Source organism: Streptomyces scopuliridis (assembly GCF_042790125.1).
Classification (GTDB): Bacteria; Actinomycetota; Actinomycetes; order Streptomycetales; family Streptomycetaceae; genus Streptomyces; species Streptomyces scopuliridis_A.
This window is the reverse complement of record NZ_JBHTZS010000007.1, coordinates 186396-203067: the sequence shown is the minus strand read 5'-3', so window position 1 is coordinate 203067 and position 16672 is coordinate 186396. Positions and strand designations below refer to the sequence as shown.

Annotated in this window: 16 protein-coding genes; 12 read left to right on the top strand and 4 right to left on the bottom strand. The window is 69.1% G+C overall.

The features are described 5' to 3' along the window. Window positions 1-137: 137 nt before the first annotated feature. The gene (locus tag ACFRKB_RS13880; RefSeq protein WP_383105876.1) at window positions 138-809 is read right to left on the bottom strand and encodes a response regulator; all 672 of its coding nucleotides are present in this window, start codon (window positions 807-809) and stop codon (window positions 138-140) included. A gap of 86 nt (window positions 810-895) precedes the next feature. After that, entirely contained in the window at window positions 896-1771 is an 876-nt protein-coding gene (locus ACFRKB_RS13875; RefSeq protein WP_383105875.1) for a RecB family exonuclease, read from the bottom strand. A 105-nt stretch (window positions 1772-1876) separates the two neighbouring features. On the opposite strand from ACFRKB_RS13875, the gene ACFRKB_RS13870 reads away from it, so the two are divergent. The 3 genes from ACFRKB_RS13870 to ACFRKB_RS13860 all read left to right on the top strand — a co-directional run bounded on the left by ACFRKB_RS13870 (window position 1877) and on the right by ACFRKB_RS13860 (window position 4871). Next, window positions 1877-3124 carry a site-2 protease family protein gene (locus ACFRKB_RS13870; RefSeq protein ID WP_383105873.1) on the top strand — a complete coding sequence of 416 codons (1248 nt, stop codon included), beginning with the start codon at window positions 1877-1879 and terminating at the stop codon, window positions 3122-3124. Between the two features lie 53 nt (window positions 3125-3177). After that, a complete protein-coding gene (locus ACFRKB_RS13865; protein WP_030354613.1) occupies window positions 3178-4080 on the top strand; it encodes a tRNA (adenine-N1)-methyltransferase in 903 nt (300 codons plus the stop codon). Between the two features lie 197 nt (window positions 4081-4277). Beyond that, the gene (locus ACFRKB_RS13860; RefSeq protein WP_383105872.1) at window positions 4278-4871 is read left to right on the top strand and encodes a hypothetical protein; all 594 of its coding nucleotides are present in this window, start codon (window positions 4278-4280) and stop codon (window positions 4869-4871) included. 47 nt (window positions 4872-4918) lie between these two features. On the opposite strand, the gene ACFRKB_RS13855 is transcribed toward ACFRKB_RS13860, so the two are convergent. Then, the gene (locus tag ACFRKB_RS13855) at window positions 4919-5239 is read right to left on the bottom strand and encodes a ferredoxin (protein WP_383105870.1); all 321 of its coding nucleotides are present in this window, start codon (window positions 5237-5239) and stop codon (window positions 4919-4921) included. Between the two features lie 253 nt (window positions 5240-5492). Between ACFRKB_RS13855 and arc the strand changes: the two genes are divergently transcribed. The 5 genes from arc to prcA all read left to right on the top strand — a co-directional run bounded on the left by arc (window position 5493) and on the right by prcA (window position 11281). Beyond that, the gene (gene arc / locus ACFRKB_RS13850) at window positions 5493-7259 is read left to right on the top strand and encodes a proteasome ATPase (protein ID WP_383105868.1); all 1767 of its coding nucleotides are present in this window, start codon (window positions 5493-5495) and stop codon (window positions 7257-7259) included. A 243-nt stretch (window positions 7260-7502) separates the two neighbouring features. Beyond that, on the top strand, window positions 7503-9014 hold the full coding sequence (gene dop, locus ACFRKB_RS13845; RefSeq protein ID WP_365975496.1) for a depupylase/deamidase Dop: 1512 nt from the start codon (window positions 7503-7505) through the stop codon (window positions 9012-9014). A gap of 134 nt (window positions 9015-9148) precedes the next feature. Then, complete coding sequence (locus ACFRKB_RS13840; RefSeq protein ID WP_030754525.1) at window positions 9149-9367, top strand: ubiquitin-like protein Pup; 219 nt, start codon at window positions 9149-9151, stop codon at window positions 9365-9367. A gap of 143 nt (window positions 9368-9510) precedes the next feature. Next, window positions 9511-10356 carry a proteasome subunit beta gene (prcB, locus tag ACFRKB_RS13835; protein ID WP_383105866.1) on the top strand — a complete coding sequence of 282 codons (846 nt, stop codon included), beginning with the start codon at window positions 9511-9513 and terminating at the stop codon, window positions 10354-10356. Between the two features lie 52 nt (window positions 10357-10408). Then, on the top strand, window positions 10409-11281 hold the full coding sequence (gene prcA / locus ACFRKB_RS13830; protein ID WP_383105864.1) for a proteasome subunit alpha: 873 nt from the start codon (window positions 10409-10411) through the stop codon (window positions 11279-11281). A gap of 87 nt (window positions 11282-11368) precedes the next feature. Here prcA and ACFRKB_RS13825 read toward each other — a convergent pair whose 3' ends face one another. After that, on the bottom strand, window positions 11369-12406 hold the full coding sequence (locus ACFRKB_RS13825; protein WP_383105863.1) for a LacI family DNA-binding transcriptional regulator: 1038 nt from the start codon (window positions 12404-12406) through the stop codon (window positions 11369-11371). 146 nt (window positions 12407-12552) lie between these two features. On the opposite strand from ACFRKB_RS13825, the gene ACFRKB_RS13820 reads away from it, so the two are divergent. The 4 genes from ACFRKB_RS13820 (at window position 12553) to ACFRKB_RS13805 (ending at window position 16660) form a co-directional block, all read left to right on the top strand. Next, window positions 12553-13812 (top strand): MFS transporter, encoded by a 1260-nt coding sequence (locus ACFRKB_RS13820; protein ID WP_383105861.1) that lies wholly within the window; start codon window positions 12553-12555, stop codon window positions 13810-13812. Window positions 13813-13821: 9 nt separating this feature from the next. Then, window positions 13822-15183, top strand: coding sequence for a Pup--protein ligase (gene pafA / locus ACFRKB_RS13815; RefSeq protein ID WP_030354603.1), 1362 nt, complete (start codon window positions 13822-13824; stop codon window positions 15181-15183). Between the two features lie 123 nt (window positions 15184-15306). Continuing rightward, window positions 15307-16242, top strand: coding sequence for an FKBP-type peptidyl-prolyl cis-trans isomerase (locus ACFRKB_RS13810; protein WP_383105859.1), 936 nt, complete (start codon window positions 15307-15309; stop codon window positions 16240-16242). A 43-nt stretch (window positions 16243-16285) separates the two neighbouring features. Beyond that, window positions 16286-16660 carry an FKBP-type peptidyl-prolyl cis-trans isomerase gene (locus ACFRKB_RS13805; protein ID WP_383105857.1) on the top strand — a complete coding sequence of 125 codons (375 nt, stop codon included), beginning with the start codon at window positions 16286-16288 and terminating at the stop codon, window positions 16658-16660. Window positions 16661-16672 lie beyond the last annotated feature (12 nt).

Sequence of the window (16672 nt, the reverse complement as noted above, 5' to 3'; positions counted from 1 at the left end):
AACTGCTCGTCTGGTACGCCCGCGGCGCCCCCGGCGCTTCGTCCCCCCCCGGCCCACCGCAACTTCCCTAACCGCGGCCCGCCGGGGTGGGCGCGCCCCCCGCGGCCGGACAGGTCAAGGGCGGCGGACCGCCGCCGTCACTGGGCGCCGGGGCGCACCAGCCCGCTCTCGTACGCGTACACCGCGGCCTGCACCCGGTCGCGCAGCCCCAGCTTGGTCAGCACATGGCCCACATGCGTCTTGACCGTGGTCTCGCTGACGAAGAGATCCGCCGCGATCTCCGCGTTGGACAGCCCCCGGGCGACCAGCTTGAGCACCTCGACCTCGCGGTCGGTCAGCGTGTGCAGCGTGTCGGGCACCGGCTCCTCGCCGGACGGCAGATGATCCGCGTACTTGTCGAGCAGCCGGCGCGTGATGCTGGGCGCCAGCATCGCCTCACCCGCCGCGACCACCCGGATCGCCTGCACCAGCTCAATGGCGGGCGCGTCCTTGAGCAGAAAGCCGCTGGCCCCCGCGCGCAGCGCCTCCACCACGTACTCGTCGAGATCGAAGGTCGTCAGGACCAGCACCTTCGCCGGACCGTCCCGGCCGGGGCCGGTGATCTGGCGTGTCGCCTCCACCCCGTCCATCCGGGGCATCCGGATGTCCATCAGCACCACATCGGGCTGCAGCGCGCGGACCTGGTCGATGGCCTGGAGGCCGTCCCCGGCCTCGCCGACGACCGCGATGTCCTGCTCGGCCTCCAGGATCATCCGGAAGCCGGTGCGCAGCAGCGGCTGGTCATCGACCAGTAGGACGCGGACAGTCACAGGGAACTCCTTCACTAGACCGGCCCCATTCTGCCCTGGCCGCCCCCTCGCGACTCCGCCGGGCGCCGCGGCCCCCTCGCCCCGTCCTACGCGCTCCCCGGCACGCCGACCGTCAGCGGATAGACCGGAGGCGTACCACCGAATTCCGGGCAGAGCGCCTGATGGTCGCACCAGCCGCACAGCTTGGTGGGACGCGGCCGCCAGTCACCCGTCTCCGTGGCCAGCCTGATCGCCTCCCAGAGCGCCAGCAGCTTGCGCTCCACCCGCTCCAGATCGGCCTCCACCGGGTCGTACGTGATGACCTCCCCGCTGCCCAGATACACCAGCTGGAGCCGGCGCGGCACCACCCGCTTCAGCCGCCAGATCACCAGCGCGTAGAACGACATCTGGAACCGCGCCCCGTCCGCGTACTCGGGACGGGGGGCCTTGCCCGTCTTGTAGTCGACGATCCGCACCTCGCCCGTGGGCGCCACATCGACGCGGTCGATCACCCCGCGCAGCCGCAGCCCCGACTCCAGCTCCGTCTCGACGAACAGCTCCCGCTCGGCCGGCTCCAGCCGGGTCGGGTCCTCCAGCGAGAACCACCGCTCGACCAGCCGCTCCGCCTCCGCCAGCCAGCCCGCCAGCCGCTCGCCGCCGGCGTCCTGCGCGAACAGCTCGGCCAGCTCGGGACGGGACTCCAGCAACCGGTCCCACTGGCCGGGGATCAGCGCCTTCGCCCGGGGCGCCGTACGCTCCACGGCCGGCGCGTCGAAGAGCCGCTCCAGCACGGCATGGACGAGCGTGCCGCGGGTCGCCGCCTCGCTGGGCTTCTCCGGCAGCTTGTCGATCACCCGGAACCGGTACAGCAGAGGGCACTGCATGAAGTCGCTCGCACGCGACGGCGACAGCGACGCCGGCGGTCCGCCCGGCGGCGAAGTGGGCGGCGTGCTCGGCGAAGTGGGCGGCAGGCTCGTACTCATGACGCAGACCCTATGACCCGACACCGACAGCGATCCGAATACCATCGACCACAGAGCCTTCGCACCGCATGACCGAGCGAGCGACGCTGCCGACGAAGGGAACCCGTGAAAGAGGACGACGAGCGCGGCGAGAGCAAGCCGTCGCAGCCCGGCAAGGGGGATACGGGCCCCGACGGTAAGCCAGCGCGCCGCGAAGACCCAGGCGGTGGCATTCTCATGGGCCGCCCCTTCGGCGTGCCGGTGTACGTCGCCCCGAGCTGGTTCCTGGTGGCCGCGCTCATCACCTGGATCTTCGGCGGCCAGCTGGAGCGGGTCCTCCCGGAGCTGGGCGGCCTGCGCTATCTGCTGGCGCTCTTCTTCGCCGTCGCCTTCTACGCCTCCGTACTCGTCCATGAACTGGCCCATACGGTCGCCGCGCTGCGCTTCAAGCTGCCGGTGCGCCGGATCCAGCTCCAGTTCTTCGGCGGCGTCTCCGAGATCGAGAAGGAGTCCGAGACCCCGGGCCGCGAATTCATCCTGGCCTTCGTCGGGCCACTGCTCTCGCTGGTGCTCTCCGGGATCTTCTACCTCGGCCTGCTGGCCGTCGAGCCCGGTACGGTCCCCGGCGTCCTGCTCGCGGGGCTGATGGTCTCCAATCTGATCGTCGCCGCCTTCAATCTGCTTCCCGGCCTTCCGCTGGACGGCGGCCGGATGCTGCGCGCGGTCGTCTGGAAGATCACCGGCAAGCCGATGAGCGGCACCGTCGCCGCCGCCTGGGTCGGCCGGGCGCTCGCCGTCGCCGTACTGATCGGGCTGCCGCTCCTCACCCGTACGGGCGCTCTGGGCACCTCGGCCAGGAACGCCGGCGGCATGGAGACCGTCACCGACGCGCTGCTCGCCGCCATCCTCGCCGCGATCATCTGGACCGGCGCGGGCAACAGCCTGCGGATGGCCAGGCTCCGCGAACACCTCCCCGAACTCCAGGCCCGCGCCCTCACCCGGCGCGCGGTCCCGGTCGAGTCCTCCACCCCGCTCTCCGAGGCGCTGCGCCGGGCCAACGAGGCGGGCGCCCGCGCCCTGGTCGTCGTCGACGGCCACGGCGACCCGACGGCCCTGGTCAGGGAGTCCGCGATCGTCGGCGTACCGCAGCACCGCCGCCCCTGGGTCGCGGTCAGCGGCCTCGCCCAGGACCTCACGGAGGGCATGAAGGTCCCCGCCGACCTGGCGGGGGAGGCCCTGCTGGAGCGCCTCAGGGCCAGCCCCGCGACGGAGTACCTGGTGCTGGAGGAGACGGGCGAGATCTACGGGGTCCTGTCGACCGCCGATGTCGAACGGGCCTTTGTCGCGGCGATGGCCCGCCCCCAGGGGAACTGACGGCCGCCCGCCGGGCGAACCGAGCCCCGGGAAAAAGCGGCTAAGCTTCAAACATGTCCGAACCGACCGGTGCCGCCCGTCGTCGCGGCCCCTTCAAGGTCGGGGACCAGGTTCAGCTCACCGACCCCAAGGGACGCCACTACACCTTCACGCTCGAAGCCGGGAAGAATTTCCACACCCACAAAGGGTCCTTCCCGCACGACGAGCTGATCGGTGCTCCCGAGGGCAGTGTTGTCCGTACCACGGGAAACGTCGCCTATCTCGCGCTGCGCCCCCTGCTCCCCGACTATGTCCTGTCCATGCCCCGCGGCGCCGCGGTGGTTTACCCGAAGGACGCCGGCCAGATCCTGGCCTTCGCCGACATCTTCCCCGGCGCACGCGTCGTCGAGGCGGGCGTGGGCTCCGGTTCGCTCAGCAGTTTCCTGCTGCGCGTCATCGGGGACCAGGGCATGCTGCACTCCTACGAGCGCCGCCAGGACTTCGCCGACATCGCCCGGCAGAACGTGGAGCGCTACTTCGGCGAGCCGCACCCCGCCTGGCAGCTGACGGTCGGTGACCTTCAGGACAACCTGTCCGACACGGACGTCGACCGCGTGATCCTGGACATGCTCGCCCCCTGGGAGTGCGTCGAGGCCGTCTCCAAGGCGCTGGTGCCCGGCGGCATCCTCTGCGCCTATGTCGCGACGACCACCCAACTCGCCCGCACCGTCGAGACGATCAGGGAGTTCGGCACGTTCAACGAGCCGGCCGCCTGGGAGTCGATGATCCGCAACTGGCATGTCGAGGGCCTCGCCGTACGGCCGGACCACCGGATGATCGGCCACACCGGCTTCCTGGTGACCGCCCGTCGGCTCGCGGACGGCGTCGAGCCGCCGCTGCGCCGCCGCCGTCCCGCCAAGGGCGCGTACGGCGACGACTACGACGGTCCGGGCAGCGGCAGCGGCTCGCGCGGCTGACCGCGTCGGGACCCCGTCCTGCCAACACCGCGACAGCGCCGCCGAGTTCCCGTCCGCAACGGGGGAACTCGGCGGCTCTTTCTTTACGTTGGTCTAACGGACCCCGCTGTTCCGCCGCACTGTGACGTGTGGCACGATGCTGTCTCCCTCCCACCGTTGGTTATTCGCCGGCGCCCCCTTCACAGGAGACACTCCGCGTGCAGCTCTCCGACGCTCCGGACCTCGCGCACACCCGGCCGCGCCCCGTGCACTGGCTCGCGACGGCCACCGCGATGGCCGGTGTCGTGGCCCTGGCGGGTCTGCTCCAGCCCGGCGCCGCCACGGCGTCCCAGTCGGGCTCGGGATCCCCGAAGGCCGCGGCCCCCGACCAGGCTCCGCTGCCCGCCCCCGACCCCTCCGGCGTGGACTTCCCGCTGGAGTGCGGGGGAGTGGGCACGGCCCTCGCGAAGCAGTCCTCCGGCGATCTCGACGGGGACGGCAACCCGGAGACCGTGGCGGTCGTCCACTGCGCGGCCGGCTCCGGTACCCCGCCCAACGGCGTGTACGTCCTCACCAGGAGCGGCGGCGAGGGCGAGCCGGCCAGGATCGTGGCGACACTGGTGGACCCGAAGGACAAGCTCATCGTCGGCCCCGACTTCGCGGTACGCGACGGGGAGATCATCGCGACCCTGCTCGGCTACTCGGGGCCCACGGTCCCCAGCTGCTGTCCCGACGAGGAGCAGCGGGTCTCCTGGCGATGGCAGAACGGCGCGTTCGTACGCGGCGAGCGGCCCGTCGCGCGGAGTGTGTGAAAGATCACCTCACCGGGTGGCGCCGGGCGACGGGCCGTGACAGACGGTTACGCCGCGTCGGGGCCGTACACCTCGACCTGGTCCGTCACACGGCGTACATGAATGCAGTCACCGGGGCACTCCTTGGCGGAGTCGACCACGTCACGCAGCAGGGGCAGCGGTACGCGCGTGGTGGCGCCCGGGGCCTGGAGAAGCTCGTCGTCCGGGCTCTTCACATAGGCCAGTCCGTCGATGTCCAGCTCGAACACATCAGGGGCGTATTGCGCGCAGATCCCGTCCCCGGTGCAGAGATCCTGGTCGATCCAGACCTCCAGCGGCTCACCGTTCTCGGTGACGCCTTCGGCGGGAGCCTCCTGCTGCACGGTCATCTCTCCTGACGTTTACCTCGCCGGGCAGCGCATTATGGAGTAAGTCGCGGCGGCCCTGACGGGTGTTGAACGCCTCGACGATACAACCGACAGCTTTCCGATGTTCCTGGGTGGGTATTCCCCTGGCGTGAGGGAGGGCGCAAGGGTGAAGATCGGACCTACCCCGACAGTCTTTGTGATCTAGGGGTTTCAATCATCACCCACCCAGGTAGGGTCAGGAAGCGTCCAGCTCCCCTTGGAGGAGGTGAGGACCGTGGCAGCCCACGACGACGACATCAACCGCGGCATCCGGCCCGGGCGGGGGTCCGAAGACCCAGCCGGCCAGGTTGCCTATCTCGAGCAGGAAATCGCCGTCCTGCGACGTAAGCTCGCCGACTCTCCGCGGCACACGAGGATTCTCGAAGAGCGGATCGTCGAGTTGCAGACGAATCTCGCGGGTGTGTCCGCACAGAACGAGCGGCTCGCCAATACGCTCCGTGAGGCCCGCGATCAGATCGTGGCCCTCAAGGAGGAGGTCGACCGGCTCGCTCAGCCGCCGGCCGGTTTCGGTGTCTTCCTGCAGGCCAATGAGGACGGCACGGCCGATATCTTCACCGGGGGCCGCAAGCTCCGGGTGAATGTCAGCCCCGGCGTCGAGCTCGACGAGCTCAGGCGCGGCCAGGAAGTCATGCTCAACGAGGCGCTCAATGTGGTCGAGGCCATGGAGTTCGAGCGCGCCGGGGACATCGTCACCCTCAAGGAGATCCTTGAGGACGGCGAGCGCGCCCTGGTGATCGGGCACACCGACGAGGAACGGGTGGTGCGGCTCGCCGAGCCGCTGCTGGACATCACCGTCCGTCCCGGCGACGCCCTCCTGCTCGAACCCCGCTCCGGCTATGTCTATGAAGTGGTTCCCAAGAGCGAGGTCGAGGAGCTTGTCCTCGAAGAGGTTCCGGACGTCGATTACGACAAGATCGGCGGTCTGGGCGGCCAGATCGAGATGATCCGCGACGCGGTCGAGCTTCCGTACCTCCACCCGGACCTCTTCAAGGAGCACGAACTGCGACCGCCGAAGGGCATCCTGCTCTACGGCCCGCCCGGCTGCGGCAAGACACTGATCGCCAAGGCCGTGGCGAACTCCCTCGCCAAGAAGGTCGCCGAGGTGACCGGCCGGCCCGCGGGGAAGAGCTACTTCCTCAACATCAAGGGTCCCGAGCTGCTCAACAAGTACGTCGGTGAGACCGAGCGCCATATCCGCCTGGTCTTCCAGCGTGCCCGGGAGAAGGCGGGCGAGGGCACACCCGTCATCGTCTTCTTCGACGAGATGGAATCCCTCTTCCGCACCCGCGGATCCGGTGTCAGCTCGGACGTGGAGAACACCATCGTCCCCCAGCTGCTCGCCGAGATCGACGGTGTGGAGGGCCTGGAGAACGTCATCGTCATCGGCGCCTCCAACCGCGAGGACATGATCGACCCCGCGATCCTGCGGCCCGGCCGACTCGATGTGAAGATCAAGATCGAGCGTCCGGACGCGGAGGCCGCGAAGGACATCTTCGCGAAGTACCTGACGCCCTCGCTGCCGCTGCACGTGGACGATGTCTCCGAGCACAACGGCTCCAAGGAGGCGGCGGCTCACGGGATGATCCAGTCCGTCGTGGAGCAGATGTACGCGGAGTCCGAGGAGAACCGCTTCCTTGAGGTCACGTACGCGAACGGCGACAAGGAAGTTCTCTATTTCAAGGACTTCAACTCCGGTGCGATGATCCAGAACATTGTCGACCGGGCGAAGAAGATGGCCATCAAGGCATTCCTCGACCACGACCAGAAGGGTCTCCGGGTCTCCCATCTCCTCCAGGCTTGTGTGGATGAGTTCAAGGAGAACGAGGACCTGCCGAACACCACGAACCCGGACGACTGGGCCCGTATCTCCGGTAAGAAGGGCGAGCGGATTGTCTTCATCCGTACCCTGGTGACCGGAAAGCAGGGCGCGGACACCGGACGCTCCATCGATACGGTGGCGAACACCGGTCAGTACCTGTAGAGCGCGGACCGGCTGCGGATGTCCGGAAGGGCATCCGCAGCCGGTTGCTTTTCCACGTACCTTCCACCACACCAGGCCAATGACGGAAATGATCTCCCCACCGGCGCAGAGGCGTTCTAGGCTCTTTCGTACCGCCGCGTCGCGCAGTGCGGGGCCGGGCACCGCACACGCACACGCACCGGAGAGACAGCGGTACTTGAGCAGCGCTTCCGGAGGGGAGCGCCGCCGGGCAAGGAGGGCCGCATGACCGTACGGCGAGTAATGGGCATCGAGACGGAGTACGGCATCTCCGTTCCGGGTCACCCGAACGCCAATGCCATGCTCACCTCGTCCCAGATCGTCAACGCGTACGCGGCGGCGATGCACCGGGCGCGACGCGCCCGCTGGGATTTCGAGGAAGAGAATCCGCTGCGGGACGCCCGTGGCTTCGACCTCGCCCGCGAGACGGCCGATTCCAGTCAGCTCACCGACGAGGACATCGGCCTGGCCAATGTGATTCTCACGAATGGCGCGCGGCTGTACGTCGACCACGCCCACCCGGAATACAGCTCTCCCGAGATCACGAATCCGCGCGACGCCGTCCTCTGGGACAAGGCGGGCGAGCGCATCATGGCCGAGGCCGCGGAACGCGCGGCCCAGCTTCCGGGCGCCCAGCCGATCCATCTGTACAAGAACAACACCGACAACAAGGGCGCTTCCTACGGCACGCACGAGAACTATCTGATGAAGCGGGAAACCCCCTTCTCGGACATCGTGCGCCATCTGACGCCGTTCTTCGTCTCCCGGCAGGTCGTCACCGGTGCGGGCCGGGTCGGCATCGGCCAGGACGGGCACGAGCACGGCTTCCAGATCAGCCAGCGCGCGGACTATTTCGAGGTCGAGGTCGGCCTGGAGACCACACTCAAGCGCCCCATCATCAATACCCGTGACGAGCCGCATTCCGACGCGGAGAAATACCGTCGGCTGCATGTGATCATCGGCGACGCGAATCTGTCGGAGATCTCGACCTATCTCAAGCTCGGCACGACCGCGCTCGTCCTCTCCATGATCGAGGACGGCTTCATCAACGTCGATCTCGCCGTCGACCAGCCGGTCCGCACCCTGCACCAGGTCTCGCACGACCCCGGCCTCGGCCGGCTGGTCACGCTCCGCAGCGGACGGACACTCACCGCTGTCCAGCTCCAGATGGAGTACTACGAGCTGGCCAGGAAGTACGTCGAGGAGCGGTACGGCGTCGACGCCGACGAGCAGACCAAGGACGTCCTGGGCCGCTGGGAGGACACCCTCAACCGGCTGGAGAACGATCCGATGAGCCTGTCGGGAGAGCTGGACTGGATCACCAAGCGGGAGATCCTGGAGGGCTACCGGCGGCGTGACAACGTGGACTGGGACGCGGCCCGGCTGCACCTCGTGGACCTCCAGTACGCCGACGTACGCCCCGCCAAGGGCCTCTACAACCGTCTGGTGGCCCGCGGCAAGATGCAGCGACTGCTGGACGACCAGGACGTCGAGCGGGCCAGGACGAAGCCTCCGGAGGACACCAGGGCGTACTTCCGCGGACGGTGCCTGGAGCAGTACGCGGAGGATGTGGCGGCCGCCTCGTGGGATTCGGTCATCTTCGACCTGCCCGGCCGTGACTCGCTCCAGCGCGTACCCACCCTGGAGCCGCTGCGGGGCACCCGGAACCACGTCAAGGAGCTGCTGGACCGCTGTCGCACGGCGGAGGAGCTGGTCCGGGTGCTGTCCGGGGGCTGAAATCGTCCCTGTCCGGGAATGATCGAGGTGGTGCCCGGACGTTGTCAGAAGTGCGGGGCCGATGTCGGACCCTCCTTGTAGGGTCTGATCTTGTAGGTCACATCGAGCGGGGCGAACCGAGCGGGGTGAGGGTTATGGCGACCAAGGACACCGGCGGCGGACAGCAGAAGGCGACGCGTTCCACCGAGGAGACCGAGGAGCAGGCGCAGGAGGCGCAGGCGTCCGAGGACCTCAAGGAGCGCCAGGAGAAATTGTCCGACGACGTGGACTCCGTCCTGGACGAGATCGACGACGTCCTTGAGGAGAACGCCGAGGACTTCGTGCGCTCCTTCGTCCAAAAGGGCGGCCAGTAGCAGCGGTTGTCCGTTCCGGTGCGCCGGTGAAAGCCGGTCGCACCGGGACGGATGACACGCGGCGGCGCGGGTAAGGTCCGTGCACAGTTCTTAAGATCGGCCCGGCGCGAGCGGCGGGCCGCCGCCCATCCGGAAGGAAACGCGTGGAAGCCAACCCTCGTAGCACCGGGCGTCTGCCGGCGGCCTTCCTGACGCCCGGCTCGTCCTCGTTCATGGACTTCCTGTCCCACCACTCGCCGGACATGCTGCCCGGCAAGCGCTCGCTGCCGCCTCTCCAGGGCGCCATCGAGGCGCCGCACGGGACGACGATCGTCGCGGTCAGCTTCCCCGGTGGCGTGGTGCTCGCCGGTGACCGGCGCGCGACGATGGGCAACATGATCGCCCAGCGCGACATCGAGAAGGTCTTCCCGGCCGACGAGTACTCGGCCGTCGGCATCGCGGGCACCGCGGGTCTCGCCGTGGAGATGGTCAAGCTCTTCCAGCTGGAGCTGGAGCATTTCGAGAAGGTCGAAGGAGCGCAGCTCTCCCTGGAGGGCAAGGCCAACCGGCTCTCCACGATGATCCGCAGCAATCTGGCCATGGCCATGCAGGGCCTGGCCGTCGTCCCGCTCTTCGCGGGCTGGGACGTGGAGCGCCAGAAGGGCCGCATCTTCTCGTACGACGTGACGGGCGGCCGTTCCGAGGAGGTGGGCTTCGCGTCCACCGGCTCCGGCTCGATCTTCGCCCGTGGCGCGATGAAGAAGCTCTACCGCGAGGATCTGACCGAGGAGCAGGCCACCACCCTGGTCATCCAGGCGCTCTACGACGCCGCGGACGACGACTCGGCGACGGGCGGTCCCGATGTGGCCCGCCGGATCTATCCGATCGTCACCGTCATCACCGACGAGGGCTTCCGGAAGGTCTCCGACGCGGAATCCGCCGAGATCGCCCGCTCGATCCTGGAGCGCCGGCTGGAACAGCCCGACGGCCCGCGCGCCGCGCTGCTCTGATGCCGCTCTCTTCTGAACACACATGCCTCTGACTGAAAGGGACGGATAGCCGGTGTCGACGCCGTTCTATGTCTCACCCCAGCAGGCCATGGCCGACCGGGCGGAATACGCCCGCAAGGGCATCGCCCGCGGCCGCAGCCTGGTCGTGCTGCAGTACGCCGACGGCATTGTCTTCGTCGGCGAGAACCCGTCCCGCGCACTTCACAAGTTCAGCGAGATCTATGACCGGATCGGCTTCGCGGCCGCCGGCAAGTACAACGAGTACGAGAATCTGCGCATCGGCGGTGTGCGCTACGCCGATCTGCGCGGATACACCTACGACCGCGACGATGTGACCGCTCGCGGTCTCGCCAATGTCTACGCCCAGACGCTCGGCACGATCTTCTCCAGCGCCGGTGAGAAGCCGTACGAGGTGGAGCTGGTGGTCGCCGAGGTGGGGGCCACACCGGACGGCGACCAGATCTACCGGCTGCCCCACGACGGCTCGATCGTGGACGAGCACGGCTCGGTCGCGGTCGGCGGCAGCTCGGAGCAGATCAGCTCCTATCTGGACCAGCGGCACCGCGACGGCATGTCGCTCGCCGAGGCGCTGAAGCTGGCCGTCCAGGCGCTCTCCAGGGACACCAACGGCGGCGAGCGGGAGATCCCCGCCGAGCGGCTGGAGGTGGCGGTCCTGGACCGTACGCGGCCCCAGCAGCGCAAGTTCAAGCGGATCGTCGGCCGTCAGCTCTCCCGGCTGCTGGAAGCGGACGGCGCGGCCTCCACGCCGACGGACGCCCCCTCGGACACCGAGGAGCCGGACGGCGCCACGCCCGCCCCGGCCGAGACGCCCTCGGAGGCGCCGGAGAGCACCGGGAAGCCGGACTCCAAGGCCCCCGAGGGCAAGGACAGCGGCAAGCCCGACGGGAAGGACGCCGACGAGTAGCCTCGGCGGAAACGTCTCACCTGCCCCGGCGCGCTCGCACGCGCCGGGGCATCGTCGTGCTCGGCAGGCTCTGTCCGGCCGGTCCCGTCAGGGGACGGGCCGTGCGGGCGGCGGGGGCGCCGTGGAGTCCCGGACCACCAGCGAGACCGGGAGGTCGCCGGTTTCCGGCCGACGGCCGTCCAGGACCGCCAGCAGGGCCGACATCCCGCGCTCGCCCACCCGCTCGGCGGGCAGCCGTACCGTCGTCAGCTCCGGCTCGACCGCCGTCGCGAGCGCCAGATCGTCGAAGCCGCTCACGGAGATGTCCTCGGGCACCCGCAGACCGAGCCGCCGTACGGCCTTGCAGGCGCCGGCGGCCATGATGTCGTCGTCGCACACCAGCGCCGTGGGCCGGGGTCCTGGGCCCCTGAGGGCGCGCTCGGTGGCCTCCCGCGCGGCGTCCACGTCCAGTGCCGCCGAGACCGTGCTCAGGACCGCGTCCGGCACCCCCCGTACCGCCCCGGTCAGTGCCTCGGCCCGTATGTCGAAGGTCCAGGAGGCGACGGCGGAGGAGAGATGGACCAGCCGCCGGTGGCCGAGGCCCAGCAGATGGCCGGCGATCTGCCGCATGCCGTCGGCGATGTCGAGATTCACCCGGGCGGCGGCTCCGGGCGCCGCCGGATCGCTGTCGAGCATCACCAGCGGCAGATCCGCGCCGTCCGAGCCGCGGATCGCGTCCAGCGCGCCCGTCGCCATCGAGGAGGCGATCACCCCGTCCAGCGCGGCCCGAGCCGAGGCGAAGGGGTCCCTGGCGGGGCCGATCCCGGCCGGTGAGGGGTAGAGGACGACCCCGAAACCGTGCTCGGCGGCGACCCTGGCCGCGCCGGTGTAGACACGGGCGAAGAACTCGTTGGTGAGCGCGGGCACGACCAGGAGCGCCGTTCTGGTGGTGCCGAGCCGCAGATTGCGGGCCGCGAGATTGGGCCGGTAGCCCAGAGCGCGCGCCGCCTCCCGCACCAGAGCGGCGGTCCGCTCCGAGACCCTGCCCCGCCATTTGTCGCCGAGGACGAGGGAGACCGTCGCCTGGGACACGCCCGCGGCGCGCGCCACGTCCTTGCTGGTGGGCCTGGCGGACTGCTCTGTCATGACTGCCGTTTCCGTCGCGCGGTACGAATCGCGGTGGACCCGCGGACTGCGCACATGGTACGTATGGCGCTGCACGTTATACGTAAAACCCCGGACGGGGCCGGACGGCGCGGCCCGGGGACGAACTGAGGGAAAGAGGGGGCGACATGGCCACGGGGTATCTGGACATCCTCAAGGCGCCGCACGCGGCACGGCTGCTCACCGGCACGCTGGTGGGCCGGCTGCCGAGCGCCACGGGCCATATCGCGATCGTCCTGTTCACCCGCGCCGAGGGCGGCAGCTACACCCTGGCCGGGGTGTTCGCGGCGCTCTACGGCATCGCCACGGCCATCGGCCAGCCACTGCTGGGCCGGGCGGTGGACCTGTTCGGCCAGCCCCGCGTGCAACTGCCCGCCGCGGTGGTCTCGGCCCTCGGCATGGTGCTCTTCGCGGCCGTCGGAACGGGGGCGCCGGTGCTCGCGTACCCGGCCGTGGCCATCGCGGGCCTCTTCACCCCGCCGCTGGAGGGCGGGCTCCGGGCGCTGTGGCCGAGCGTCCTGGGCAGCGACGACCGGGTGCACCGGGCGTACGCCATGGACGCCGTGGCCCAGGAGGTCATGTTCACGGTCGGCCCGCTCTTCGTCACCCTGCTGGTCGCGCTCTGGTCCCCGGCCGCCGCGCTGCTCGTCATCAACGCCATAGGCGTACTCGGCGCGCTCTCCGTCGTCCTCTCCGAGCCCTCCCGGGCCTGGCGCTCCGCGCCGCGTGAGGCGCACTGGCTCGGCGCCCTGCGCTCGCCGGGGCTGCTCGCCCTGCTCGGCGCCTTCCTCTTCATCGGCATGGCCCTCGGCTCCATCACGGTCGCGGGCGTCGCCTACGCCGACGACCACGGCGACGAGTCCGTGTACGGCTGGCTGATGGCCGCCCTCGGCCTCGGCGCGCTGATCGGCGGCGCGGTGTACGGATCGCGGCCGTGGGCCTCGGTCCCCGAGCGCCGGCTGCGGGGCATCGTCGCCCTGCTGGCCCTCTGCTACCTCCCGCTGATGCTCACGCCCGGTGTGATCGCGATGACCGCGCTGTCCGCCCTCGCCGGGGTCTTTCTGGCGCCCGCGCTGGCCTGTGCCTTCATCGTGGTCGACCGGCACGCTCCGCGCGGCACCGTCACCGAGGCGTTCTCCTGGCTCGTCACCACGTTCGGTGTCGGCGCCGCGCTCGGCACCGGCGCGGCCGGCCCCGCCGTGGAGCTCGGCGGCACCGCGGCGGGCTTCGCCGTCGCGGGGGCCGGCGGCATCGCCGCACTGCTGGTACTGCTGGCCACCCAACGGGTCCTCAAGGCTCCCACCGGCCCTTCGGATGCCACCATCCGGACGGAAAATGATCGAAGCGGTGCGGCCCAACCCGGTTTCAGCTCTGGCCATCAGGCGTAATGTTCAGACATGGACCGCCGCATTTTCGGGCTGGAGAACGAGTACGGCGTCACGTGCACGTTCAGGGGACAGCGCCGACTGTCACCTGACGAAGTGGCGCGCTACCTCTTCCGCCGTGTTGTCTCATGGGGCCGCAGCAGCAATGTCTTCCTGCGGAACGGCGCCCGTCTCTACCTCGACGTGGGCTCGCATCCGGAATACGCAACTCCCGAATGCGACAACATCTCCGAGCTGGTCACGCACGACAAGGCGGGCGAGCGCATTCTGGAGGGGCTGCTCGTCGACGCCGAACGCCGCCTGCACGAGGAGGGAATCGCGGGCGACGTCTATCTCTTCAAGAACAACACCGATTCGGCGGGAAACTCCTACGGCTGCCACGAGAACTATCTCGTCGCCCGCCACGGGGAGTTCTCCCGGCTCGCGGACATCCTCATCCCCTTCCTCGTCACCCGTCAGCTGCTCTGCGGCGCCGGCAAGGTACTCCAGACCCCGCGGGGCGCGGTCTACTGCGTCAGCCAGCGCGCGGAGCACATCTGGGAAGGCGTCAGCTCCGCCACCACCCGCTCCCGTCCGATCATCAACACCCGTGACGAACCGCACGCGGACGCCGAGCGCTACCGCCGGCTCCATGTCATCGTCGGCGACTCGAACATGTCCGAGACGACCATGCTGCTCAAGGTCGGCGCCACCGATCTCGTCCTGCGCATGATCGAGGCGGGCACGGTGATGCGCGATCTCACCCTGGAGAACCCGATCCGGGCGATCCGCGAGGTCAGCCATGACCTGACCGGCCAGCGCAAGGTGCGCCTGGCGAGCGGCCGCGAGGCCTCCGCCCTGGAGGTCCAGCGCGAGTACTACGAGAAGGCCGTCGACTTCGTGGAGCGCCGGGGCATCCGCACCGGCACCGTCGACCAGGTCCTGGAGCTCTGGGGCCGTACGCTCGACGCGATCGAGGCCGAGGATCTCGACCGTATCGGCACGGAGATCGACTGGGTCATGAAGTACCAGCTCATCGAGCGGTACCGGGCCAAGCACAATATGACGATGTCGCATCCGAGGGTCGCCCAGATAGACCTCGCCTATCACGACATCCACCGTCGCCGCGGTCTCTACTACCTGCTGGAGAAGAAGGGCCAGGCCGCGCGTATCTGCAACGACATGAAGATCTTCGAGGGCAAGTCGGTGCCCCCGCAGACCACCCGGGCGCGGCTGCGCGGGGACTTCATCCGGCGGGCCCAGGAACAGCGCAGGGACTTCACCGTCGACTGGGTGCATCTCAAGCTCAATGACCAGGCACAGCGCACGGTGCTGTGCAAAGACCCGTTCCGTTCGGTGGACGAGCGGGTGGAGAAACTGATCGCCGGTATGTGAGCGGCCGGAGAGACACACGCATTGGTGGAATGTGCCGAGGGCCTCGTACGTATCGCGTACGGGGCCCTCGGAACGCCTTAGAGTGGCGGGCAACTACTGTGCCGTCTGAGATCTGAGGAACACGTGCGCCGACTTGCCGGCCTCATCGTCGTCCCCTTGCTGCTGTTGTCGACAGCGGCCTGTGGCAGCGATGGAGGCTCCGACTCCACCTCGTCCAAGAACGGACTTCCCGCGATCAGCTCGGGTGCCAAGTTCGGTCAGAAGCCGACCCTCGACAAGGGGGAGGGCACGCCGCCCAAGGAGCTGAAGGTCGACGTCCTCAGCAAGGGCGACGGAGCGACGGTCAAAAAGGGCGATGCGATCCAGGTCAACTATCTGGGCCAGAGCTGGGACTCCGACAAGCCCTTCGACAACAGCTTCGACCGGAAGCAGCCGTTCGATCTGACCGTCGGCGCCGGCATGGTCATCAAGGGCTGGGACCAGGGGCTGGAAGGCCAGAAGGTCGGCAGCCGCGTCGAGCTGGGCATCCCGCCGGAGCTCGGCTACGGCGCCCAGGGCCAGGGCGACATCAAGCCCAACTCCACGCTGGTCTTCGTCGTCGACATCCTGAAGTCCACCCAGGTCCCGGCCTCCGCCAAGGGGACCGAGGTCGCGCAGGACAACGCCGATCTGCCCAAGGTCGGGACGAACGACGACGGCAAGGAGCCGACCGTCACCGTCCCGAAGAGCGACCCGCCCAAGAAGCTGGTCTCCAACTACGTGCTGGAGAGCAACGGGGAGGCGGTCAAGGACTCGGACACGGTCGTGCTGAACTACGCCGCGTACCTCTGGAAGGACCGCAAGCAGTTCGACAGCACGTACAAGACCGGCCGCACGCAGACCTTCCCGCTGCCGCAGCTCACGCTGAAGGGTCTCAAGACGGGCATCGTCGGCAAGAAGGTGGGCAGCCGGGTCCTTATCGTGATCCCGCCGGACCAGGCCTTCGGCAACCAGGAGCAGCAGGGTATCCCGAAGAACTCCACGCTGGTCTTCGCGGTGGACATCCTGGCGAAGGTGTAACACTGTCCCGGTTGCCCCGTTCATCATTTAGAGGAGCAGTTCAGTGAGCATCGACAAGCCCGAGGTCGACTTCCCGGGTGGCGAGCCGCCGGCCGATCTGGAGATCAAGGACCTCATCACAGGCGACGGCCCGGCGGCCAAGGCGGGCGACACCGTGTCCGTCCACTACGTGGGTGTGGCGTTCTCCACCGGCGAGGAATTCGACTCCTCCTGGAACCGCGGTACCCCGCTTCAGTTCCAGCTCGGCGCCGGCCAGGTCATCAAGGGCTGGGACGAGGGCGTGCAGGGCATGAAGGTCGGCGGCCGTCGCCAGCTGATCATCCCCTCGCACCTGGCGTACGGCGAGCGCGGCGCCGGCGGTGGCCGGATCGCCCCCGGCGAGGCGCTGATCTTCGTCTGCGATCTGGTCGCTGTCTGATCACATCCGGAC